13 protein-coding genes are annotated in these 18,051 nt (G+C 67.0%); 5 read left to right on the forward strand and 8 right to left on the reverse strand.

Features of this window, described 5'->3' with window-relative positions; all coding sequences use genetic code 11:
- The first annotated feature begins 340 nt into the window (after positions 1-340).
- Positions 341-1,951, forward strand: a complete 1,611-nt coding sequence (locus tag AC5P53_RS04305) for a hypothetical protein (RefSeq protein WP_241887050.1) — start codon at positions 341-343, stop codon at positions 1,949-1,951.
- Between the two features lie 165 nt (positions 1,952-2,116).
- Here AC5P53_RS04305 and AC5P53_RS04310 read toward each other — a convergent pair whose 3' ends face one another.
- Positions 2,117-2,827 carry a glutathione S-transferase gene (locus tag AC5P53_RS04310; RefSeq protein ID WP_241887049.1) on the reverse strand — a complete coding sequence of 237 codons (711 nt, stop codon included), beginning with the start codon at positions 2,825-2,827 and terminating at the stop codon, positions 2,117-2,119.
- A gap of 169 nt (positions 2,828-2,996) precedes the next feature.
- Between AC5P53_RS04310 and AC5P53_RS04315 the strand changes: the two genes are divergently transcribed.
- The 3 genes from AC5P53_RS04315 to AC5P53_RS04325 all read left to right on the forward strand — a co-directional run bounded on the left by AC5P53_RS04315 (position 2,997) and on the right by AC5P53_RS04325 (position 7,224).
- Positions 2,997-3,818 (forward strand): DUF3014 domain-containing protein, encoded by an 822-nt coding sequence (locus AC5P53_RS04315; RefSeq protein ID WP_241887048.1) that lies wholly within the window; start codon positions 2,997-2,999, stop codon positions 3,816-3,818.
- A gap of 181 nt (positions 3,819-3,999) precedes the next feature.
- Positions 4,000-6,585 carry an ATP-dependent chaperone ClpB gene (clpB, locus tag AC5P53_RS04320; RefSeq protein WP_012481080.1) on the forward strand — a complete coding sequence of 862 codons (2,586 nt, stop codon included), beginning with the start codon at positions 4,000-4,002 and terminating at the stop codon, positions 6,583-6,585.
- 93 nt (positions 6,586-6,678) lie between these two features.
- Positions 6,679-7,224, forward strand: coding sequence for a hypothetical protein (locus tag AC5P53_RS04325; protein ID WP_227864321.1), 546 nt, complete (start codon positions 6,679-6,681; stop codon positions 7,222-7,224).
- A 39-nt stretch (positions 7,225-7,263) separates the two neighbouring features.
- Here the strand turns inward: AC5P53_RS04325 and AC5P53_RS04330 are convergent, their stop codons facing one another.
- The 3 genes from AC5P53_RS04330 to AC5P53_RS04340 all read right to left on the reverse strand — a co-directional run bounded on the left by AC5P53_RS04330 (position 7,264) and on the right by AC5P53_RS04340 (position 10,228).
- Positions 7,264-8,064 carry a MipA/OmpV family protein gene (locus AC5P53_RS04330; RefSeq protein WP_046432175.1) on the reverse strand — a complete coding sequence of 267 codons (801 nt, stop codon included), beginning with the start codon at positions 8,062-8,064 and terminating at the stop codon, positions 7,264-7,266.
- 140 nt (positions 8,065-8,204) lie between these two features.
- On the reverse strand, positions 8,205-9,494 hold the full coding sequence (locus tag AC5P53_RS04335; RefSeq protein ID WP_049440348.1) for an ATP-binding protein: 1,290 nt from the start codon (positions 9,492-9,494) through the stop codon (positions 8,205-8,207).
- Positions 9,491-10,228 carry a winged helix-turn-helix domain-containing protein gene (locus AC5P53_RS04340; protein WP_014648178.1) on the reverse strand — a complete coding sequence of 246 codons (738 nt, stop codon included), beginning with the start codon at positions 10,226-10,228 and terminating at the stop codon, positions 9,491-9,493. The genes AC5P53_RS04335 and AC5P53_RS04340 overlap by 4 nt, the downstream gene beginning before the upstream one ends.
- A gap of 179 nt (positions 10,229-10,407) precedes the next feature.
- Here AC5P53_RS04340 and AC5P53_RS04345 point away from each other — a divergent pair, with 179 nt between their 5' ends.
- Entirely contained in the window at positions 10,408-11,694 is a 1,287-nt protein-coding gene (locus AC5P53_RS04345; protein ID WP_049440347.1) for an O-acetylhomoserine aminocarboxypropyltransferase/cysteine synthase family protein, read from the forward strand.
- A gap of 423 nt (positions 11,695-12,117) precedes the next feature.
- Here AC5P53_RS04345 and ybaL read toward each other — a convergent pair whose 3' ends face one another.
- From ybaL to AC5P53_RS04365, 4 genes are all read right to left on the reverse strand, one after another.
- The gene (gene ybaL / locus AC5P53_RS04350) at positions 12,118-13,815 is read right to left on the reverse strand and encodes a YbaL family putative K(+) efflux transporter (RefSeq protein ID WP_041863753.1); all 1,698 of its coding nucleotides are present in this window, start codon (positions 13,813-13,815) and stop codon (positions 12,118-12,120) included.
- A gap of 194 nt (positions 13,816-14,009) precedes the next feature.
- The gene (locus AC5P53_RS04355) at positions 14,010-14,891 is read right to left on the reverse strand and encodes an XVIPCD domain-containing protein (RefSeq protein ID WP_169410657.1); all 882 of its coding nucleotides are present in this window, start codon (positions 14,889-14,891) and stop codon (positions 14,010-14,012) included.
- A gap of 9 nt (positions 14,892-14,900) precedes the next feature.
- The gene (locus AC5P53_RS04360) at positions 14,901-15,209 is read right to left on the reverse strand and encodes a hypothetical protein (RefSeq protein WP_005418535.1); all 309 of its coding nucleotides are present in this window, start codon (positions 15,207-15,209) and stop codon (positions 14,901-14,903) included.
- A gap of 279 nt (positions 15,210-15,488) precedes the next feature.
- Positions 15,489-17,876 carry a TonB-dependent receptor gene (locus tag AC5P53_RS04365; RefSeq protein WP_241887047.1) on the reverse strand — a complete coding sequence of 796 codons (2,388 nt, stop codon included), beginning with the start codon at positions 17,874-17,876 and terminating at the stop codon, positions 15,489-15,491.
- Positions 17,877-18,051: the final 175 nt, after the last annotated feature.

Raw genomic sequence — 18,051 nt, forward strand, 5'->3', positions numbered from 1 at the left:
ACTGTCAGGGGTCGGTCGGGTGGGCTGCGCAGGACCGTTGGCGCCATGGATGGCGCCATCGAGCCCCCATGGGTGAGGGCGCTTTGCTTGCGAAGCACTGCTTCGCAAGGCCCGAACGCACAGCCGCCAGCGGCTGGGCCGGTCTGGGGATTTACGGCGTGTCCTGCGCAGCCCCCCCGACCGGCCGAACTCGCAATGCCGGTCGACTAACAGTCGACTCTACCCGCGACCAGCCACGAGGGGCCCCGCCGTTGGCTGGAACCCATCATTCCACGACGGAATTGGCGCGCCGGCCCCGCTGGGCCTACCATCGGCGCTCCCCACCCCCACCGCCCCTTCCATGTCCGCTCCCGCTTCCGCCGTACCGCGTCGCTGGTTCGTCGCCGGCGACTTCAACGGCTTCTTCGGCCTGGTCGTCGACAACCTCTCCATCCTCGGCTTCATCGCCATGGCCCTGGTCGGGATCTTCCAGTTCCCCGCCGACGTGGTGTTCGGCCGAATGTTCCCCGGCACCGCCTTTGGCGTGCTGGTCGGCAACCTGCTGTACACCCTGATGGCGCGCCGGCTGGCGGCACGTACCGGCCGCGACGATGTCACCGCCATGCCGCTCGGCCTGGATGCCCCCACCAGCATCGGCATGGCCCTGCTGGTGCTCGGCCCGGCCTTCCTCGCCTTCAAGCAGCAGGGCATGGACCCGCACGCTGCGGGCATCGCCACCTGGCAGCTGGGCATGGCCGCGCTGGTCATCATGGGCGTGCTCAAGTTCGTGCTGTCGTTCTTCGGTGAAGCGGTCACCCGCGCACTGCCGCGAGCTGCGCTGCTGGGTTCCATCGCCGGCATCGCGCTGGTGCTGATGGGCCTGCTGCCGCTGCTGGAAACGCTGCGCTCGCCGCTGGTCGGCTTCACCACGCTGGGCCTGCTGCTGTATGTGCTGATCGCCAAGGGCAAGCTGCCGGTGCGTGGCCCGGGCGTGCTGCTGGCCTTCGTGTTCGGCACCGTGCTGTATTACGGCCTTGGACTGGCCGGGCTGGGTGCGCCCGGCTTCCATGTGCCGGAATGGGTGCCGCCGCAGGTGGTGCTGCCGCTGCCGACGCTGGGCTTCCTTGAGGGCCTGCCCACGGCGATGACCTACCTGCCGCTGCTGCTGCCGTTCGGCCTGCTGATGGTGGTCGGCGGCATCAACGTCTCTGAAAGCGCACGCGCGGCTGGCGATGACTACCGCACCCGCGACATCCTGCTGGTGGAAGCGGTGGCCACGCTGGTGGCGGGTGTCTGTGGCGGTGTCGCGCAGACCACGCCGTACATCGGCCAGCCGGCCTACAAGCACATGGGCGCACGCAGCGGCTACACGCTGCTGACCGGCCTGTTCGTCGGCATCGGCGGCATGCTCGGCATCATCTCCGGGCTGGTGCAGTGGCTGCCGCTGGCGGTGCTGGCACCGATCATCGTGTACGTGGCCATCGACATCACCACCCAGGCGTTCCAGGCCACGCCGCGCCACCATACCGGCGCGATGGTGTTCGGTTTCCTGCCGTCGGTGGCCTACCTGCTGGCGATCAAGGCGCCCGGCTGGATCGCACCGGACCAGCTGCCGCAGCTGCTGACCAAGCTCGACGGCCATGGCCTGCCCGAGCTGGCGGTGATTTTCACCCTCGGCAACGGCTTCATCATCACCTCGATGCTGTGGATCTCGGCCGTGGCGGCGATGGTCGATGGCCGCCTGCGCCGTGCCTGTGGCGTCCTGCTGGTGGCCGCCGGGCTGACCCTGTTCGGCCTGATCCACTCGGTGGACCCGCGCGGTGGCATCTACCTGCCGTGGGATCTGGACGGGCTGGCACGCATCATCAGCTTGCAGTTCGCCGGCGCCTACGTGGCATTGGCGCTGCTGCTGGGCCTGCTGTCGCTGCAGAAGCAGCCGGTGAAACCGCTGGATGATCGCACCGATCATTGACTGGTGACGCCGGGCATGGCCCGGCGTTACCGCTCCTTCCACTTCTGGTGCTCTGTAGAGCCGAGCCCGCGCTCGGCTGCTCTGAGCCGAGCATGGCTCGGCTCTACAGGGGCGTGTTGCAGGCGGTGAATGATCACAGCGCGCTCTGCCGGCCAGCGGCCGGCACTACCGTTCGGCGTCCAGTTCCAGGTAATGGCGGAAGATGCCGTTGGTGTTGAACGGCAACCGCCGCTCAGACGCCAGATAGGCGGCGATGTTGGGTCGTTTCGCCACTCGTTCCTGCAGCGCGCGCAGCCGGGGCAGGGTGGGGCCGAGCGCCTGCATGCGGCGCGGAAACATGTAGTCCAGCCCGCTCAGCAGCTGGAACAGTGACAGATCCACATAGGAGTGCTCGCGCAGTGCATGGCGGCCACCGTTGGCGGCCATCACCTGCTCGAAATAGCCGAGGAACTTGGGCAGGCGCTCGCTGCGCAGTGACGCGGCTCGTGCCCTGGCCTCGGTCTTCTGCTGTTCGTAGTACTTCGATGCGGCGATCGGATGGTGGGTGTCGTGCACCTCGGCTACCAGGTCGGCGATGGTCAACTGCAGTTGCAGCGCCTGCATCCGCCGCGATGCGGCCTGCGGCACCAGGTCCAGCGTCGGGCCGAGGAAATCCAGGATTGCCGCGACCTGCGCGATGACCTGGCGGCCGGCCTTCAGGAACGGCGGCGCAAAGGGCTGTGCCCCTTCGTTGCGACCCTCCAGAAACGGCTGCATCACCGCATCGCCGTGCACCCGCGCCATGTCGATGTAGTCGGCGCCGGCATCTTCCAGCGCCAGGCGCACGAACTCGCCACGGCCCTGGATGCCGGTCCAGTAGTACAGCGCGTACTGCATGGCAGAGTCTCCACGGGACAGGACTCCTAGCCTCGCGCGGGTGGCGCAAAGCAGACGTGAGCGTGGACGACGCGTGCCTGAACCCGAACGGCAGCGGAACAGGCGGGGAACCGGCTGCAATCGATGGGGTCACACCTTCTCCATTGCGTGTGAAACGAGGTGCTGCATCATGCAGAGTGGAAAGGCGGTCTGGCCCTGGGTGTTGGGTGTGGTGGTGATCGGTGGCGCGGGCGGCTGGTTGTTCCGCGATCAGCTGAAGAGCCTGGCCGACGGTGTCCCGGTGCCGGTGCAATCAAACCCTGCCAGTACCAGTGCACCGGCACAATCGCAGGCGGCCGCAGAGCCCGCGCCAGCACCACCATCGATCAGGCATCCGCTGGATACCGAGGCCGCCGCCGACCCGGCGCTGCCGAAACTGGCTGACAGCGACGCCGCGGCCTGGGGCGCACTGAGCCAGCTGTTCCAAGGCGAGGGGCCGCTGACCCTGCTGCTGCGTGATCACCTGATCCAGCGCCTGGTCACCCAGGTCGACAACCTGGACAAGCCCAGCGTGCCGCCGACCGCGCTGGCCGCGCGGCCGCTGCCGGGCAACCTGCAGGTCGATACGGGCGAAGGCGGCGAACGCATCGCCGCCAGCAATGCGGCACGCTATGCGCCTTACGTACAGGCGTTCACTGCGCTGGACCCGACGGCAACGGCTACCGCTTACAAGCGCTTCTATCCGCTGATCCAGCAGGCCTATGCCGACCTTGGCCGGCCCGAGGGTTATTTCAACGACCGCCTGGTCATGGTGATCGACCACCTGCTGGACACCCCGGAACTGGCCCAGTCGCCGCTGGTGCAGCGCGATGAACGCGGCCGCTATCGCTTCGTCGATCCCACCCTGCAGTCACGCTCGATCGGGCAGAAGGCCCTGCTACGCATGGATCCTGCACAGGCGCGGGCGATCAAGCAGCAGCTGCGGGCGATCCGCAGCACGATCACCCGCTGAGCCCGTCCACCGTGCGGAACTGATCGGGATCAACGCGCCGACCACACGCGCTCCGGCATGCTGGCCGCAGGCTGACTGGCCCCGGGGTGCAGTCGCAGCCACCCTTGAAACCGGGTGGGGCAACCGCATCTTTCCAGCATTGCCGGCCCAGGCCGGCCCTGAAGACCGATGAGGATTCGCAATGCGGATGGACAAGCTCACCTCGCGTTTCCAGCAGGCGCTGGCAGACGCACAGTCGTTGGCCGTGGGCCGCGACAACAGCATCATCGAACCGGTTCACCTGTTCAGCGCGCTGCTGGACCAGCAGGGTGGCAGCACGCGCCCGCTGCTGGCCCAGGCCGGGGTGAACGTGCCGGTGCTGCGCGAGCGCCTGACCGAGGCGCTGGACGCACTGCCCAAGGTATCCGGCCAGGCCGGCAACGTCTCGATGGGCAACGATCTGGGGCGCCTGCTGAACCAGACCGACAAGCTGGCGCAGCAGCACGGGGACGCCTTCATTGCCAGCGAGTGGTTCGTGCTGGCGGCGCTGGACGATGGCGGCACGCTGGGCATGGCGCTGCGCGCCGCTGGTGCCGACAAGACGCGCCTGCAGGCGGCGATCGACAAGCTGCGTGGCGGCGAGAACGTGCAGTCGGAGAATGCCGAGGAGCAGCGGCAGGCGCTGGAGAAGTACACCATCGACCTGACCGCGCGGGCCGAGAGCGGCAAGCTCGACCCGGTGATCGGCCGTGACGAGGAAATCCGCCGCACCATCCAGGTGCTGCAGCGCCGGACCAAGAACAACCCGGTGCTGATCGGCGAACCCGGCGTGGGCAAGACCGCGATCGTGGAAGGGCTGGCCCAGCGCATCATCAACGACGAAGTACCCGAGGGCCTGCGCGGCAAGCGCGTGCTGTCGCTGGACATGGGCGCGCTGATCGCCGGGGCCAAGTTCCGCGGCGAATTCGAGGAGCGCCTGAAGGGTGTACTCAACGACCTGGCCAAGAACGAAGGCCAGATCATCCTGTTCATCGATGAACTGCACACCATGGTCGGCGCGGGCAAGGCCGACGGCGCGATGGATGCCGGCAACATGCTGAAGCCGGCGCTGGCGCGCGGCGAGCTGCACTGCATCGGTGCGACCACGCTGGACGAATACCGCAAGTACATCGAGAAGGACGCTGCGCTGGAGCGCCGCTTCCAGAAAGTGTTCGTCGGTGAGCCGTCGGTGGAGGACACCATCGCGATCCTGCGCGGGCTGAAGGAAAAGTACGCCGTGCACCACGGGGTGGAGATCACCGACCCGGCCATCGTGGCCGCCGCCACGCTGTCCAACCGCTACATCACCGATCGCCAGCTGCCGGACAAGGCCATCGACCTGATGGACGAGGCGGCCTCGCGCCTGCGCATGGAGATCGACTCCAAGCCGGAGGAGCTGGATCGCCTGGAACGCCGGGTGATCCAGCTGAAGATCCAGCGCGAGATGCTGAAGAAGGAAAAGGACGAAGCCTCGCGGCAGCGCCTGGCCGACCTGGAGAACGACATCGACGGGCTGGAGCGCGAGTTCTCCGACCTCAATGAAATCTGGAAGTCGGAGAAGGCTGCGCTGCAGGGCGCCACCAAGATCAAGGAGCAGGTCGAGCAGGCCAAGCTGGAACTGGAAGCCGCGCAGCGCCGCCAGGATTTCGCCAAGATGAGCGAGATCCAGTACGGCCTGTTGCCGCAGCTGGAAAAGCAGCTGGCCGCGGCCCAGGAAGCCGAGCACAAGGACTTCAAGCTGGTGCAGGACCGGGTCACCGACGAGGAGATCGCCGAGGTCGTGTCGCGCTGGACCGGCATTCCGGTCAACAAGATGCTCGAAGGCGAGCGCGACAAGCTGCTGCGCATGGAAGAAGTGCTGCACAACCGTGTGGTCGGCCAGGAGGAAGCGATCAAGGTCGTCTCCGATGCCGTGCGCCGTTCGCGTGCAGGTCTGTCCGATCCGAACCGTCCGGCCGGCTCGTTCCTGTTCCTAGGCCCGACCGGCGTCGGCAAGACCGAGCTGTGCAAGTCGCTGGCCGAATTCCTGTTCGACAGCGCCGACGCGATGATCCGCATCGACATGAGCGAATTCATGGAGAAGCACAGCGTCGCCCGCCTGATCGGCGCCCCCCCGGGTTACGTGGGCTACGAGGAAGGCGGCTACCTGACCGAGGCGGTGCGCCGTCGCCCGTATTCGCTGATCCTGCTGGACGAAGTGGAGAAGGCGCATCCGGATGTGTTCAACATCCTGCTGCAGGTGCTGGACGATGGCCGCCTGACCGATGGCCAGGGCCGCACCGTGGACTTCCGAAATACCGTCATCGTGATGACCTCGAACCTGGGCTCGCACCAGATCCAGGACATGAGCGCCGACGACAGCCCGGAGGCCTACACGCAGATGAAGGCAGCGGTGATGGGCGTGGTGCAGGCGCACTTCCGTCCGGAGTTCATCAACCGCCTGGACGACATCGTGGTGTTCCACCCGCTGGACAAGCAGCAGATCAAGCAGATCGCGCGCATCCAGATGCGCGGGCTTGAGAAGCGGCTGGCCGAGCGCGGGTTGAAGCTGGCGGTCTCCGATGCGGCGTTCGACCTGCTCGGCAACGTCGGCTTCGATCCGGTGTACGGCGCGCGCCCGTTGAAGCGTGCGATCCAGTCGCAGCTGGAAAACCCGCTGGCGCAGCAGATCCTGTCCGGCGCCTTCGTCAACGGCGATACCATCGAAGTCGGCAACGACGGTGGTCGCCTGGTGTTCGCCAAGGCTTGAACCGGTGGCGCCCCGGCCATGGCTGGGGCGCCATCCGAGCCTTGGCAGCGCACGATGGTCCTGTTTCACTTTCGCAAGGATGAGGAGAACCGCATGGACGTTGCCCGCAGGGCTTCACTCTGCATGACGCTGGCGTTGGCTGCTGTTTGTGGACACGCCGCGGCCGCCGAACAGGTCCAGCTGCCGCCGATGAAGGGCTACCAGCAGGCCCACCAGAGCACCGACGCGCAAGGCAACCGCATCACCGAGTACGTGCCACAGGGCCAGACCGTGCACGACTGGACCGACATGGTCACCGTCAACGATGCGCCGAACAGTGGCCATGTGAGTCCGCGTGAGTTCCTCGGCATCATCGAGGCGGGGTGGCGCATCGCCTGTCCGGCGGCGCAGAGCCACTGGATCCGCGAAGGTGAAGAAGGGGGACGGCCCTTCGCGCTGCTGATGCTCAGCTGCCCGCGGAATCCGGGGACAGGCAAGCCGGAGTTCACCTGGATCAAGGGCGTGCAGGGCAGGCAGGGCTTCCACACCGTGCAGAAGTCGTTCCGCTCCGAGCCGGAGAAGGAGGACGTCGTGCAGTGGATCGGCTGGCTGCGCGAGGTCGGGTTGTGCGGCAACGGCGACGCACCGGCCTGCCGCTGACCGCAGAGGGAAAGGGCGCCCAGCGGCGCCCTTCATGCATCAGAAGCGGTGGGTGTAACCGCTCATCAGCCCGAACTGGTTTGCCTTCTGCACGATCGGGCTGTTGGCCGCATCGCCGAGCAGGCGCGTGCCTTCGGCCGAGATGTACCAGTTGCCGTTGCGGCCCACGCGGTGGCTCCACTTCAGGCCGACACCGGCACTGACCAGGCCGGCCTTAGGCCTGTGCTCGGCGAAGCCCGTGCGTTTGGCCTGTTCCGGGCTGACGCCGTACCAGGTCTGCATGTAGCCGCGGTTGCCGTAGTCGGTGGAAACACTGCCGCTGACCACGCCACCGGCCAGGTCGAACAGCGGCATGCTCAGGTTCAGATGGATCTGCTGGGTGGCCAGGCCGTTCTCGGCCTTGTCCTCGTCCTTGCGGGTGAACTGCCAGGAGCCGCTCAGCACGGCTTCGCCCAGCGTATAACCAGCCGAGACGCCGACCAGGGGACGGGTATCGATATCACCCATGCCGCGCAGGAAGTCCGAACCGCCCAGCAGCGAGTCCTTGTCCTTGCGGATGCCGCTGGCGCCGACATAGGCACGCACGCGCGTGTGCTCGCCGAGGGAGGTGCCCCAGCCGATGCCACTGGTGCCCAGAAACCATCCCCCTGGCGAGGTGACATCAAAGGACAGCGACGGCGTCGCACGATACTCCTCGCTGCCGCTGTAACGCGGTGCCACGCCGCCACCGGCGGCGAGCTCGAAGGTCCAGTGGTCATCCTTGGCGTGGGCGATCGGGGCGGCGAACAGCGGCAACACGGCCAGGCAGAGCAGGGCGGGGGAACGGCGAAGCTGGGACATGGAAACTCTCGGCAATGGGAGGAAAGCAGCGCGCGCATCCGGCGAGTGCTGCAGGGTTGCCAGCGTGGCGATATGCCGGCGACCGATCCGTCCGCAGTTGTGCGGGAGTTGTAATCAACTGTAATCGCGCCCTTGGGCGTTCAGCTGGCAGCCAGCGGCCAGTGCATTTCCAGGCGCGCGCCGCCCAGCGTGGCGCGACTGATGCGCAGCTCGCCGCCGTGGCGGGCTGCAATGCGGCCGACAATGGCCAGGCCCAGGCCGAAGCCGCCGGTATCGCGGCTGCGGCTGTCGTCCAGGCGGGTGAACGGGCGCATCACCTTCTCCCGATCGGCTTCGGCGATGCCCGGGCCGTCATCGTCCACGCGCAGGCAGGCGCGGCCGCTGATACCGACCAGCGAGACCTCCACCTGCGAACGCGCGTGGCGCAGCGCATTGCCGACCAGGTTGCTCAGCGCCAGCTGCAACAGGCGTGGCTCGGCATCCACTCGCGGCAACGCGCTGGGCTGCACGCGCAGGACAATGCCGGCACGTTCGGCATCGCGGCGGGCATCGGCCAGGCAGGCCTGGAGCCAGTCGTTGGCTTCGATGCGCTGCATCGGTTCGCCCTCGCTGGGATGCTCCAGCCGTTCGTAGGCCAGCAGTTCGCTGACCAGCCGGTTGAGCTCGGCCAGGTCGCCGTGCAGGCCCTGCGCCAGCCGTGCGCGGCGTTCGCGGTCATCGCTGTCCTGCATCAGGTCCAGGCCGAAGGCCACGCGCGCGATGGGCGTGCGCAGTTCGTGCGAAATGGCATGGGTCAGGTCGCGCTGGCGCTGCACCAGTTCGGCCACGCGTGCCGCCATGCGGTTGGAGTGTTCGACGATGACCCGGATCTGCGAGCGGGGCGAAACCTGCGCACGTGCCTGCAGGTCGCCGGAACCGATGCGGTCGGCGTGCCGGCGCAGTGCTTCCAGGTCGCGCCAGAGCAGGCGCACCCAGGCATACAGGCTGGCGCCCACCAGCAGCAGGATGCTGAGGTAGGCGGCGATGGTCATGTACGTCGTCATCTGCACCGCGCCGGGCAGGCGCAGGTGCAGCCAGCGGCCGCCGATGCCGTCGATGGGCAGCAGCACCTGCTGGTACTGATCGCGCACGACGAAGCCATCGGCCTTCACGGCCTCCTGTTCCTGCGCGTCGAGCGCGGGAGGTTTGTCGAGCAGGGTCAGGGCGATGCCGTAGTGTGGCTGCCACTGTTGCAGGCGCTCACGCTGCTGGACGGCGTCCAGGCCGGCCAGGCCACTGCGCAGGGCGTACACCTGCCCGCGCACCTGCTGCACGAACACGCGATCCTGCACGGGCGTGTAGATGCCATCCAGGATGTGGTTGAGAAAGAACACCGACACCAGGAAGCAGGCGCCGGTGATGAACCACAGCCACAGGAACAGCCGCTTCATTCCGACCAGGCCGCAGGATTGAACTGGTAGCCGCGCCCCCACACGGTCTTGATCCGCCGCGGTTCGCGCGCATCGTCGCCGAGCTTGCGGCGCAGCTTGCCGATGCAGACGTCGACGCTGCGGTCCAGACCGTCGAAGCCGATGCCGCGCACCGCCTGCAGGATCTGGTCGCGCGACAGGATCTGCCCCGGCTGGCTGGCCAGCAGCCACAGGATCTCGAATTCCGTGGTGCCCAGCTCGACCGGCTGGCCGTGCAGGTGCACCTCGCGCTGCATGCGATCGATCAGCAGCTCACCATGCATCAGCCGGCTGGGCGTGCCGGTATTGCTGCTGCCGTGGCGGCGGCGCAGCAGGGCGCGCAGGCGGGCCAGCAGCAGGCGTGGCTCGATCGGCTTGTGCACATAGTCATCGGCACCCGATTCCAGGCCCAGCACCTGCTCGATGTCGTCCTCACAGGCGGTCAACATCAGGATCGGCACATCGGAGAAGCTGCGGATCTGCCGGCACACATCGATGCCCCCCAGGCCGGGCAGCATCAGGTCCAGCACCACCAGTTCCGGTGCATGCTGGCGGCAGGCGGCGCTGGCGAGGTCGCCGCGTGCCACGTGCTGCACGGCGAAGCCATGTTCGTGGAGATAGTCGCTGACCAGTTCGGCCAGGCGACGGTCGTCCTCCACCAGCAGGACCGACGTGGGCGAACTGCTGGCAGGGGGAGTCCAGGGGGATGGCTGCATGCGTGGGGCCTCCGTTCCCAGGCAGGAGCGCCCGGCGGCGCAGCCTAGCAACGCCCCATGACGACTGCCTGAATCGCGGCCAACCTGATAACCGCGGGTACGGACGTCATCGCCAGCGGCTTTCAGCAGGCGGCCCTGGCTGGCCTATGGTGGCGGTTTCCCGGATGGAGCCTGGTGCAATGAGCGACCCGCAGTGGCAACTGGAAACCCTGGCCGTGCACGGCGGTTACCGTCCCGACCCGACCACCCGCGCGGTGGCGGTGCCGATCTACCAGACCGTGGCGTATGCCTTCGATGACACCCAGCACGGCGCCGACCTGTTCGACCTGAAGGTTCCGGGCAACATCTACACGCGCATCATGAACCCCACCACCGACGTGCTGGAGCAGCGCCTGGCCGCGCTGGAAGGCGGCATCGGCGCGCTGGCGCTGGCCTCGGGGCAGGCCGCGATCACCTATGCCATCCAGACCATCGCCGAGGCCGGCGACAACATCGTCGCCTCCAGTGCGCTCTACGGTGGCAGCCTCAACCTGCTGGCGCACACGCTGCCGCAGTACGGCATCCAGGCGCGCTTCGCCGACCCGGCCGACCCGGCCGCGTTCGCCGCGCTGATCGACGAACGCACCAAGGCGGTGTTCGTCGAATCCATCGGCAACCCGCGCGGCAATGTCACCGACATCGCCGCCATCGCCGAGGTCGCGCATGCCGCCGGGGTGCCGCTGATCGTCGACAACACCGTGGCCACGCCGTTCCTGCTGCGCCCGTTCGAGCACGGCGCCGACATCGTGGTGCATTCGCTGACCAAATACCTCGGGGGACACGGCAACAGCCTGGGCGGCGCGATCATCGATTCCGGCCACTTCGACTGGACCGCACAGCCCCAACGCTTCGCACGGCTCAACCAGCCCGACCCCAGTTACCACGGCGTGGTCTATACCGAAGCCCTGGGGCCAGCGGCCTACATCGGCCGCGCGCGGGTGGTGCCGCTGCGCAATACGGGCGCTGCGTTGTCGCCGTTCAACGCGTTCCTGATCCTGCAGGGCATCGAGACCCTGGCCCTGCGCATGGAACGCATCAATGCCAATGCGCTGGCCGTTGCGCAGTTCCTGAAGGCGCATGCCAGGGTAGCCTGGGTGCGCTACGCCGGACTGGCCGACGACCCCGAGCATGCCGCCGCGCAGCGCTATCTGGGTGGACACGGCTCGGGCGTACTGACCTTCGGTCTGCCCGGTGGGCGCGAGGCCGGCGCCCGCTTCCTCGATGCGCTGAAGCTGTTCACCCGCCTGGTCAACCTGGGGGATGCGAAGTCACTGGCCACCCATCCGGCTTCGACCACGCATCGCCAGCTGGATGCAGCGGAGCTGGCCAAGGCCGGTGTCAGCGAGGACACCGTGCGGCTGTCGATCGGCATCGAGCACATTGGCGACCTGCGCGCGGACCTGGAACAGGCCCTGGCCGGCGCCTGATAGCTGCGCGCTTGGTCGTCATCGCCACAGGCGATCACCGCCGGCACCGCGATGGGTTACGGTGGAACTGCCTCTCCAAGGCGTGGCAACGTGGCGATCCAGATCCCCGGTCGATGCGGGTCGACCGGGGATTTTTTGTTTCCGGGGTCAGATCCGTTTTCCTGTGGAAAACGGATCTGACCCCGCGCGCCGCCGTGTCGACCAAGGTCGACATCCACCAACAGCAGCGGGGAACTGTCGAAGGCGGGGTGGGTCCGGTTGCGGGAGTGTCCGCGGCATGGATGCCGCGGCCAAGCCCCCATGGAAGGGTTTACGGCGTCTCCCGCAATCGGACCCACCCCGCCATCCCACGCTATGCCCGCTTTTGCCGTTGCCGTTGTTTCGGCAGGTGCAGGGCTGCAAGCCCTGCCGCACGCACACCCCTCACACCACCGGAATGCTGTGCTGCCCCAGGTTCCGGTACGGCGGCGTGGACATGATCATCTCCGCCAGCGAATACGCCAGCTCGCGCTCGGCCATCACCGTGCCATCGGCGCCGTGCTCCAGCAGATGCTTCACCTCGGCATCGCTGTGCGCGCGCGCCAGCAGGGTCAGGTCCGGATTGATCGCCCGCAGCTTGGCCAGCGCCTCACCGGCTTCCAGCGGCTGCGGAATCGCCAGCACCGCGATCTTGGCGCGCTCCGGATGGGCCTCGGCCAGCACCCGGTCGGCGGCGGCACTGCCGCGGATCGCCGCCAGGCCCTTGGCATGTGCCTGCTCGACGTGTTCCTTGTTGTCATCGATCACCAGCACCGGCACGCCACGGTCGCGCAGCACCTGCGCCAGTTCGCTGCCGACGCGGCCGTAACCGATCACGATGGCGTGGTCATGCAGGTCGCGCGACGGGCCGATCGCTTCGGGCGGCTCGGGTACCTGCGGAGACTGCTCCTGCTTGGCCTGCCAACGGTCCAGCAGGCCGAACACCAGCGGGTTGAGCATGATCGACACCAGCGCGCCGGCCAGCACCAGCGACTGGCCTTCCTTCGGCAGGATCTGCAGCGCCACGCCGAGGCCGGCGATGATGAAGGCGAACTCGCCGATCTGCGCCAGGCTGGCCGAGATGGTCAGCGCGGTGCTGGTCGGGTGGCCGAACGCACGCACGATGAAGAATGCCGCCGCCGACTTGCCGAACATGATGATGGCGACGGTGGCCAGCACCTGCCACGGATGCTGGACGAGGATGTTGGGGTCGAACAGCATGCCGACCGACACAAAGAACAGCACCGCGAACGCATCGCGCAGCGGCAACGAATCATGCGCGGCCTTGTGGCTCAGCTCCGATTCGTTGAGCAGCATGCCGGCGAAGAACGCGCCCAGCGCGAACGAGACGCCGAACAGCATCGCCGAGCCGAACGCCACGCCCAGCGCGATCGCCAGCACCGACAGGGTGAACAGCTCACGCGAACCGGTACCGGCGATGCGCTCGAGGATCCACGGGATGACCCGCCGACCGACCACCAGCATCACCGCCACGAACAGGCCCAGCTGCACGAAGGTCCAGCCGATGTCGGCCAGCACGCTGCCGAGCGAGTGCGATTCCTTGGCCGCGTCAGGACCGAACACACCGGCCATCACCGGCATCATCACCAGCGCCAGCACACAGGCCAGGTCTTCCACGATCAGCCAGCCGACCGCGATCTTGCCGCGCATCGTTTCCAGCAGGCGGCGTTCCTCCATCGCCCGCAGCAGCACCACGGTACTGGCGGTGGCCAGCGAGAAACCGAAGATGACGCCATGGATGGCCGGCCAGCCCATCAGCGAGGCCACGCCCCAGCCGAGCAGGGTGGCCACCGCGATCTGGCCGATGGCGCCGGGAATGGCGATCGCCTTGACCGCCATCAGGTCCTTCAGCGAGAAGTGCAGGCCGACGCCGAACATCAGCAGCATGACGCCCAGTTCGGCCAGCTGGTTGGCCAGCGCCTGGTCGGCGACGAAGCCGGGAGTGAACGGGCCTACGCAGATGCCAGCAACCAGGTAACCGACCAGGGGAGACAAGCGGAGCTTGTTGGCCAGCGCGCCGAAGATGAAGGCGAGCCCCAGGCCAACGGCAACGATGTTGATCAGGTCGGTGTCATGGTGCATCGGCACTCGCAGGCAATCGGGGGATGCCCCGATTTTCACCGATGCGGTCACATACGGCAAACCTGGCCAGCGTATCGGATCGTTGCGTGGGCGGCTTGTACGGGCCAGATATCAAGCCTTGTTGAGAGATGGCAGGCCCTGACGGGCCGAATGGTGCCTACCTATGGGGGGGCTCCAGGCGTAGCCGTCGATGATCACACCATCTGCCGGCGCTGGGTCTCTTCCAGGGCAGGCTCGGCCTGCTGCGGCGAGGCGGCCAGCTGCTTGTCCAACTGATGAATCTGCCGCAGCGACTCCGCAACGGGTGGCTGAAGGGCCGTTTCAATGTTGATGTGGGCACGCAGATGGCCCGGGTCATCCAAGGCTCCTTGAATGACGAAGATGTTCTCCGGCCTTGGGGGCTGACCAGCCGGCAAGCCCAATACCACATGGTCGATCCGTTCCAGACCTTGTGCCCGGGCAAGTTGGGTGAGGCTGGCCGCCATGCGTTGGCTGGCTTCATCAGATGCGCGACCCAACGATGCGTCCAGCGCGTGGACGCCGGCGAAGGCCTGCTGGTGAAGCGATGCCGAGGCATCGCTCAGCGATGGGATGCTGGTTTCCGGCCGTTCGGCTGCCGGTTGCGGCTGCGAAGGACTGGTGGGCCGCACGCGCTCTGCCTTGCGAATGGACTCGATCAGCTCCCGCGGTGTATCGGTGAACAGCAGTTCGCCTGCATCCAGGGACTGCCCGGTAACCTTGTTCACGGTACTGGTCGCCCACGATGCGCAGGTATTGCCATATGACCAGGTGACATTTTCGCCCAAGGCCTGGTCAAGTCGCTTGACCTGCTCGGGAGTCAATTCGTAATAGCGTGAGGCCGAAGGTGTGGCCCGGGCTTCCATGCCTTCGCGGATGTCCGAACCTGGGCCATTGTCCTCAACGAGTGGATGGTTGTCTGGCCACAGGCCATGGAACGCCGTATGGCCGTTTCGCGTCACCGAGATCCAGGCGTGGCCGTCCACGAACTGATTGAACGACCCCTGTGTATTGGGGTCTACGTGACTATGGATGCCGAGGACGACCTTGTCGCTCATGGGATGCCCTTACGGAAAAATCTGTGTTTCGCCATCGGCGTACAGCATCACCACGCGCGGCGCCATCAAGGGAATTTCCTGACGGGCCGGGCCAGCAGGTCCGGGCTTCACGTCGCGCCGCAGCATGGTTGTGCATTGGCCGGATATGGGGCAGCGATCAACAACGACTTTCATGGTGTCCCCTTCCACGACATAGCTCATCCCTGCCGCGTAATACATGCTTTCCATCGGTTCATTGAACTGGACCTGGAGCTTCGACGCGGAGAGCTGGGTGACGACGACCGGCTCAAGGCTCGATTTGGAATAGCTGGGTTTCACGTGATCTCCTGAACACCCTGACAGGGGGGCCGCCAGCGCAACCCACGCGAGCGCAGCGTACACATGGCGGCGAGTGATGCAGGCTCTCGTCACGGAGCGGCTCCTTCGTTGGTCCGCTGATTATGCACGGGACGACCTATGAGGCGCGTGCAACAGAGCACAGCCTGGAAACCGGGTGCAGGAGCTGGCAACGGTATACGGTCAGGGCCGCGCCTGCCCCGAGGCCGCGGGCGGGTGTGTGGAGCAGCGCCGGGCAGGGCCCGGCGCACCCATTACCCCTTACCAGGTGTACTTGATCCGCCCGTACACATACGCGCCGTTGAAGCCGAACGGCGAGTAGTTGCTGTACGGCAGCATGCCGAAGGTGGAGTTCTGCAGGTCTTCGGTGCGGTCCGGGTACTTGTCCAGCAGGTTGTCGGCACCCACGGTCAGGGTCCAGTTGTTGCTGGGCTTGTAGCTGGCCGAGGCATCCACCACCCAGGCGTCGCCGTAGGTCTGGTCACGCAGCGCGGTGGCCGAGTTGCGCACGGTGAATTTGCCGTAGCGGGTGGCGGCCAGGCCCAGCTCCCAGTGGTCCGAACGCCAGGTGCCGCTCAGGATCGCCTTGTCGCGCGGGTAGCTGTCCTCGATGCGACCGATCTCATCACGGCCGATCAGCGACTGGGTCAGGCCCAGCGTGCCGAACACCGGCGGGGTGCCGCCAACGCGGCGCACTTCGGTGTCGTTGTAGCTGTATGCCGCGGTCAGCTCCAGGCTGCTGGCGCTGAACGGCACCGTGTAGCTGGAGACGAAGTCGACACCGCGGGTGCGCGTATCCAGGCCGTTGGTGAAGTAGGAGAACGCGGTCACCTGCGGCAGGCCCAGGGTGCCCAGCAGCGCGCTGGTCGCGGCATTGGTGGTGATGCTCGACGACAGCGCGATGCGGTCATCGATGTCGATCTGGTAGGCATCGACGGTGATGTACAGGCGGTCGACCGGCTGCAGCACCAGGCCCAGGCTGTAGGAGGTGGAGGTCTCGGCCTTCAGCGGCGAGGCGCCCAGCGCCTGCGCGGCCTGGCTGGTGGTCGGGAAGGTGCCGCGCTCGACGAATACGCCATTGAGGAACTGGCTGGTCACCGCCTGGTAGCCCTGCTGCGCCAGCGAGGGCGCGCGGAAACCACTGGAGGCGGTGGCCCGCAGCGCCACCTTGTCGGTGAACGCGTAGCGCGCCGACAGCTTGCCCGAGAAGCGGTCGCCGAAGTCCGAATAGTCTTCGTAGCGGCCGGTGATGCCGGCCGAGAACTTGTCGGTCAGGTCCGCTTCCAGGCCGGCATAGACCGCGTAGTTGTGGCGGTCGGCATGCACTTCATTGGTCGGGGTGAAGCCGCCGAAGCCCTGCGCGCCACTGCCCGTGTACGAGTTCAGTTCGCCCGGGTTCTGGTCCCACTTCTCCTTGCGGTACTCACCGCCGAAGGACAGCGTGACCGGGTAGGCCAGGCCCCAGTCCAGCGACTTGGTCAGGTCGGCATTGAAGATGTCCTGCTGGTACTTCAGCGTGCCGTCGTAGAACGAGCGCGGGCTGGTCGCACCCAGGCTGTAGTTGATGCTGTTGCGGGTGTGGAAGTCCAGGGTGTTCTCGCCGTGATTCAGGCTCAGGTCCCAGGTCCAGCCGTTGTCGGTGTTGCCCTTGACCCCGGCCACCAGCGAGCGGTCCTTGGAATACTGGTTGATCTCCGGCACGTAGCCGTCCGGGTAGGTCTGCGCCAGCAGCGCGCTCTGCCCGCTGTGGTTGCGCGAACGGTAGAACGCGAACGAGGTGATGTCGCGGTTGCTGAGCAGCGCGCTGGCGTAGCCGGTCACGTGGTCGCTGAAGTCGAAGCTGGCGTTGGCCGAGGCCGCGGTGGCATCCACGCGCGGGTCGCCGACGATGAAGGTCTTCTGGCCGATGCTGGGGAAGTTGCCGGTGTTCGGCGTGGTGCCGCGGTACGGGCCGGCGCGGTTGCTCTCGTCCTGCTGGCTGATCTGGCCGGCCACGTGCACGCGGCCGCGGCCGTTGCCGAACTCGACGCCGGTGTCGCCGGACAGCTGGTACTTGTTGCCGTCGCCGGCCGAGTACTGGCCGTAGTCCACTGCCAGGCTGCCGCCACTGCCGCTGCCCTTGAGCACGATGTTGATGACGCCGGCGATGGCGTCCGAGCCGTACTGCGCCGAGGCACCGTCGCGCAGCACTTCCACGCGCTCGATCGCGGCGATCGGGATCGCGTTGATGTCCACCGCCGACGAGCCACGGCCGATGCTGCCGTTGACGTTGATCAGCGCCGAGGTGTGGCGGCGCTTGCCGTTGACCAGCACCAGCACCTGGTCCGGCGACAGGCCGCGCAGCTGCGCCGGGCGCACGCCGCTGGTGCCGTCGGTCAGCGCCGGGCGCGGGAAGTTCAGCGAGGGCAGGGCGCGCGACAGTGCGGTGGCCAGTTCACTGGTACCGGTGGACTGCAGCACTTCGGGGGTGATGATGTCGATCGGCGACTGCGATTCGGCGACCGTGCGGTCGGCCACGCGGGTGCCGGTGACGATCACCGTGTCCAGGGTGTTGGCGGCGGTGCCGGCCTGCTGTGCAGCGGCGACGAACGGAGAGCCACCGAGTGCGACAGCGACGGCGGCGGCGATCAGGCGGGTCTTGCGGGTCATCGGGATGGGCTCCGGTTGGCGGGGGCGGCACCGGAATCGACATCACGAGCGTGAGGCGGACGGCGGTTGTTGCGGTGCGCAATACAGCAATTAACGGGATATTCAGTGCCTGTCAAATGCCAGGCGTCAGAAAAAACGTTGCAGCAGCAACCATTTAGCCCGGATCAGCGCTGGC

Source organism: Stenotrophomonas sp. YJH_SMC_82 (assembly GCF_059368875.1).

What these genes read in the sequence shown, in the direction of transcription:
- AC5P53_RS04365 (WP_241887047.1), bottom strand. Translation starts at nt 17,876, where the DNA reads ATGACCCGCAAGACCCGCCTGATCGCCGCCGCCGTCGCTGTCGCACTC.
- AC5P53_RS04310 (WP_241887049.1), bottom strand. Translation starts at nt 2,827, where the DNA reads ATGCAGTACGCGCTGTACTACTGGACCGGCATCCAGGGCCGTGGCGAG.
- AC5P53_RS04305 (WP_241887050.1), top strand. Translation starts at nt 341, where the DNA reads ATGTCCGCTCCCGCTTCCGCCGTACCGCGTCGCTGGTTCGTCGCCGGC.
- clpB (WP_012481080.1), top strand. Translation starts at nt 4,000, where the DNA reads ATGCGGATGGACAAGCTCACCTCGCGTTTCCAGCAGGCGCTGGCAGAC.
- AC5P53_RS04345 (WP_049440347.1), top strand. Translation starts at nt 10,408, where the DNA reads ATGAGCGACCCGCAGTGGCAACTGGAAACCCTGGCCGTGCACGGCGGT.
- AC5P53_RS04330 (WP_046432175.1), bottom strand. Translation starts at nt 8,064, where the DNA reads ATGTCCCAGCTTCGCCGTTCCCCCGCCCTGCTCTGCCTGGCCGTGTTG.
- AC5P53_RS04315 (WP_241887048.1), top strand. Translation starts at nt 2,997, where the DNA reads ATGCAGAGTGGAAAGGCGGTCTGGCCCTGGGTGTTGGGTGTGGTGGTG.
- ybaL (WP_041863753.1), bottom strand. Translation starts at nt 13,815, where the DNA reads ATGCACCATGACACCGACCTGATCAACATCGTTGCCGTTGGCCTGGGG.
- AC5P53_RS04335 (WP_049440348.1), bottom strand. Translation starts at nt 9,494, where the DNA reads ATGAAGCGGCTGTTCCTGTGGCTGTGGTTCATCACCGGCGCCTGCTTC.
- AC5P53_RS04340 (WP_014648178.1), bottom strand. Translation starts at nt 10,228, where the DNA reads ATGCAGCCATCCCCCTGGACTCCCCCTGCCAGCAGTTCGCCCACGTCG.
- AC5P53_RS04325 (WP_227864321.1), top strand. Translation starts at nt 6,679, where the DNA reads ATGGACGTTGCCCGCAGGGCTTCACTCTGCATGACGCTGGCGTTGGCT.
- AC5P53_RS04355 (WP_169410657.1), bottom strand. Translation starts at nt 14,891, where the DNA reads ATGAGCGACAAGGTCGTCCTCGGCATCCATAGTCACGTAGACCCCAAT.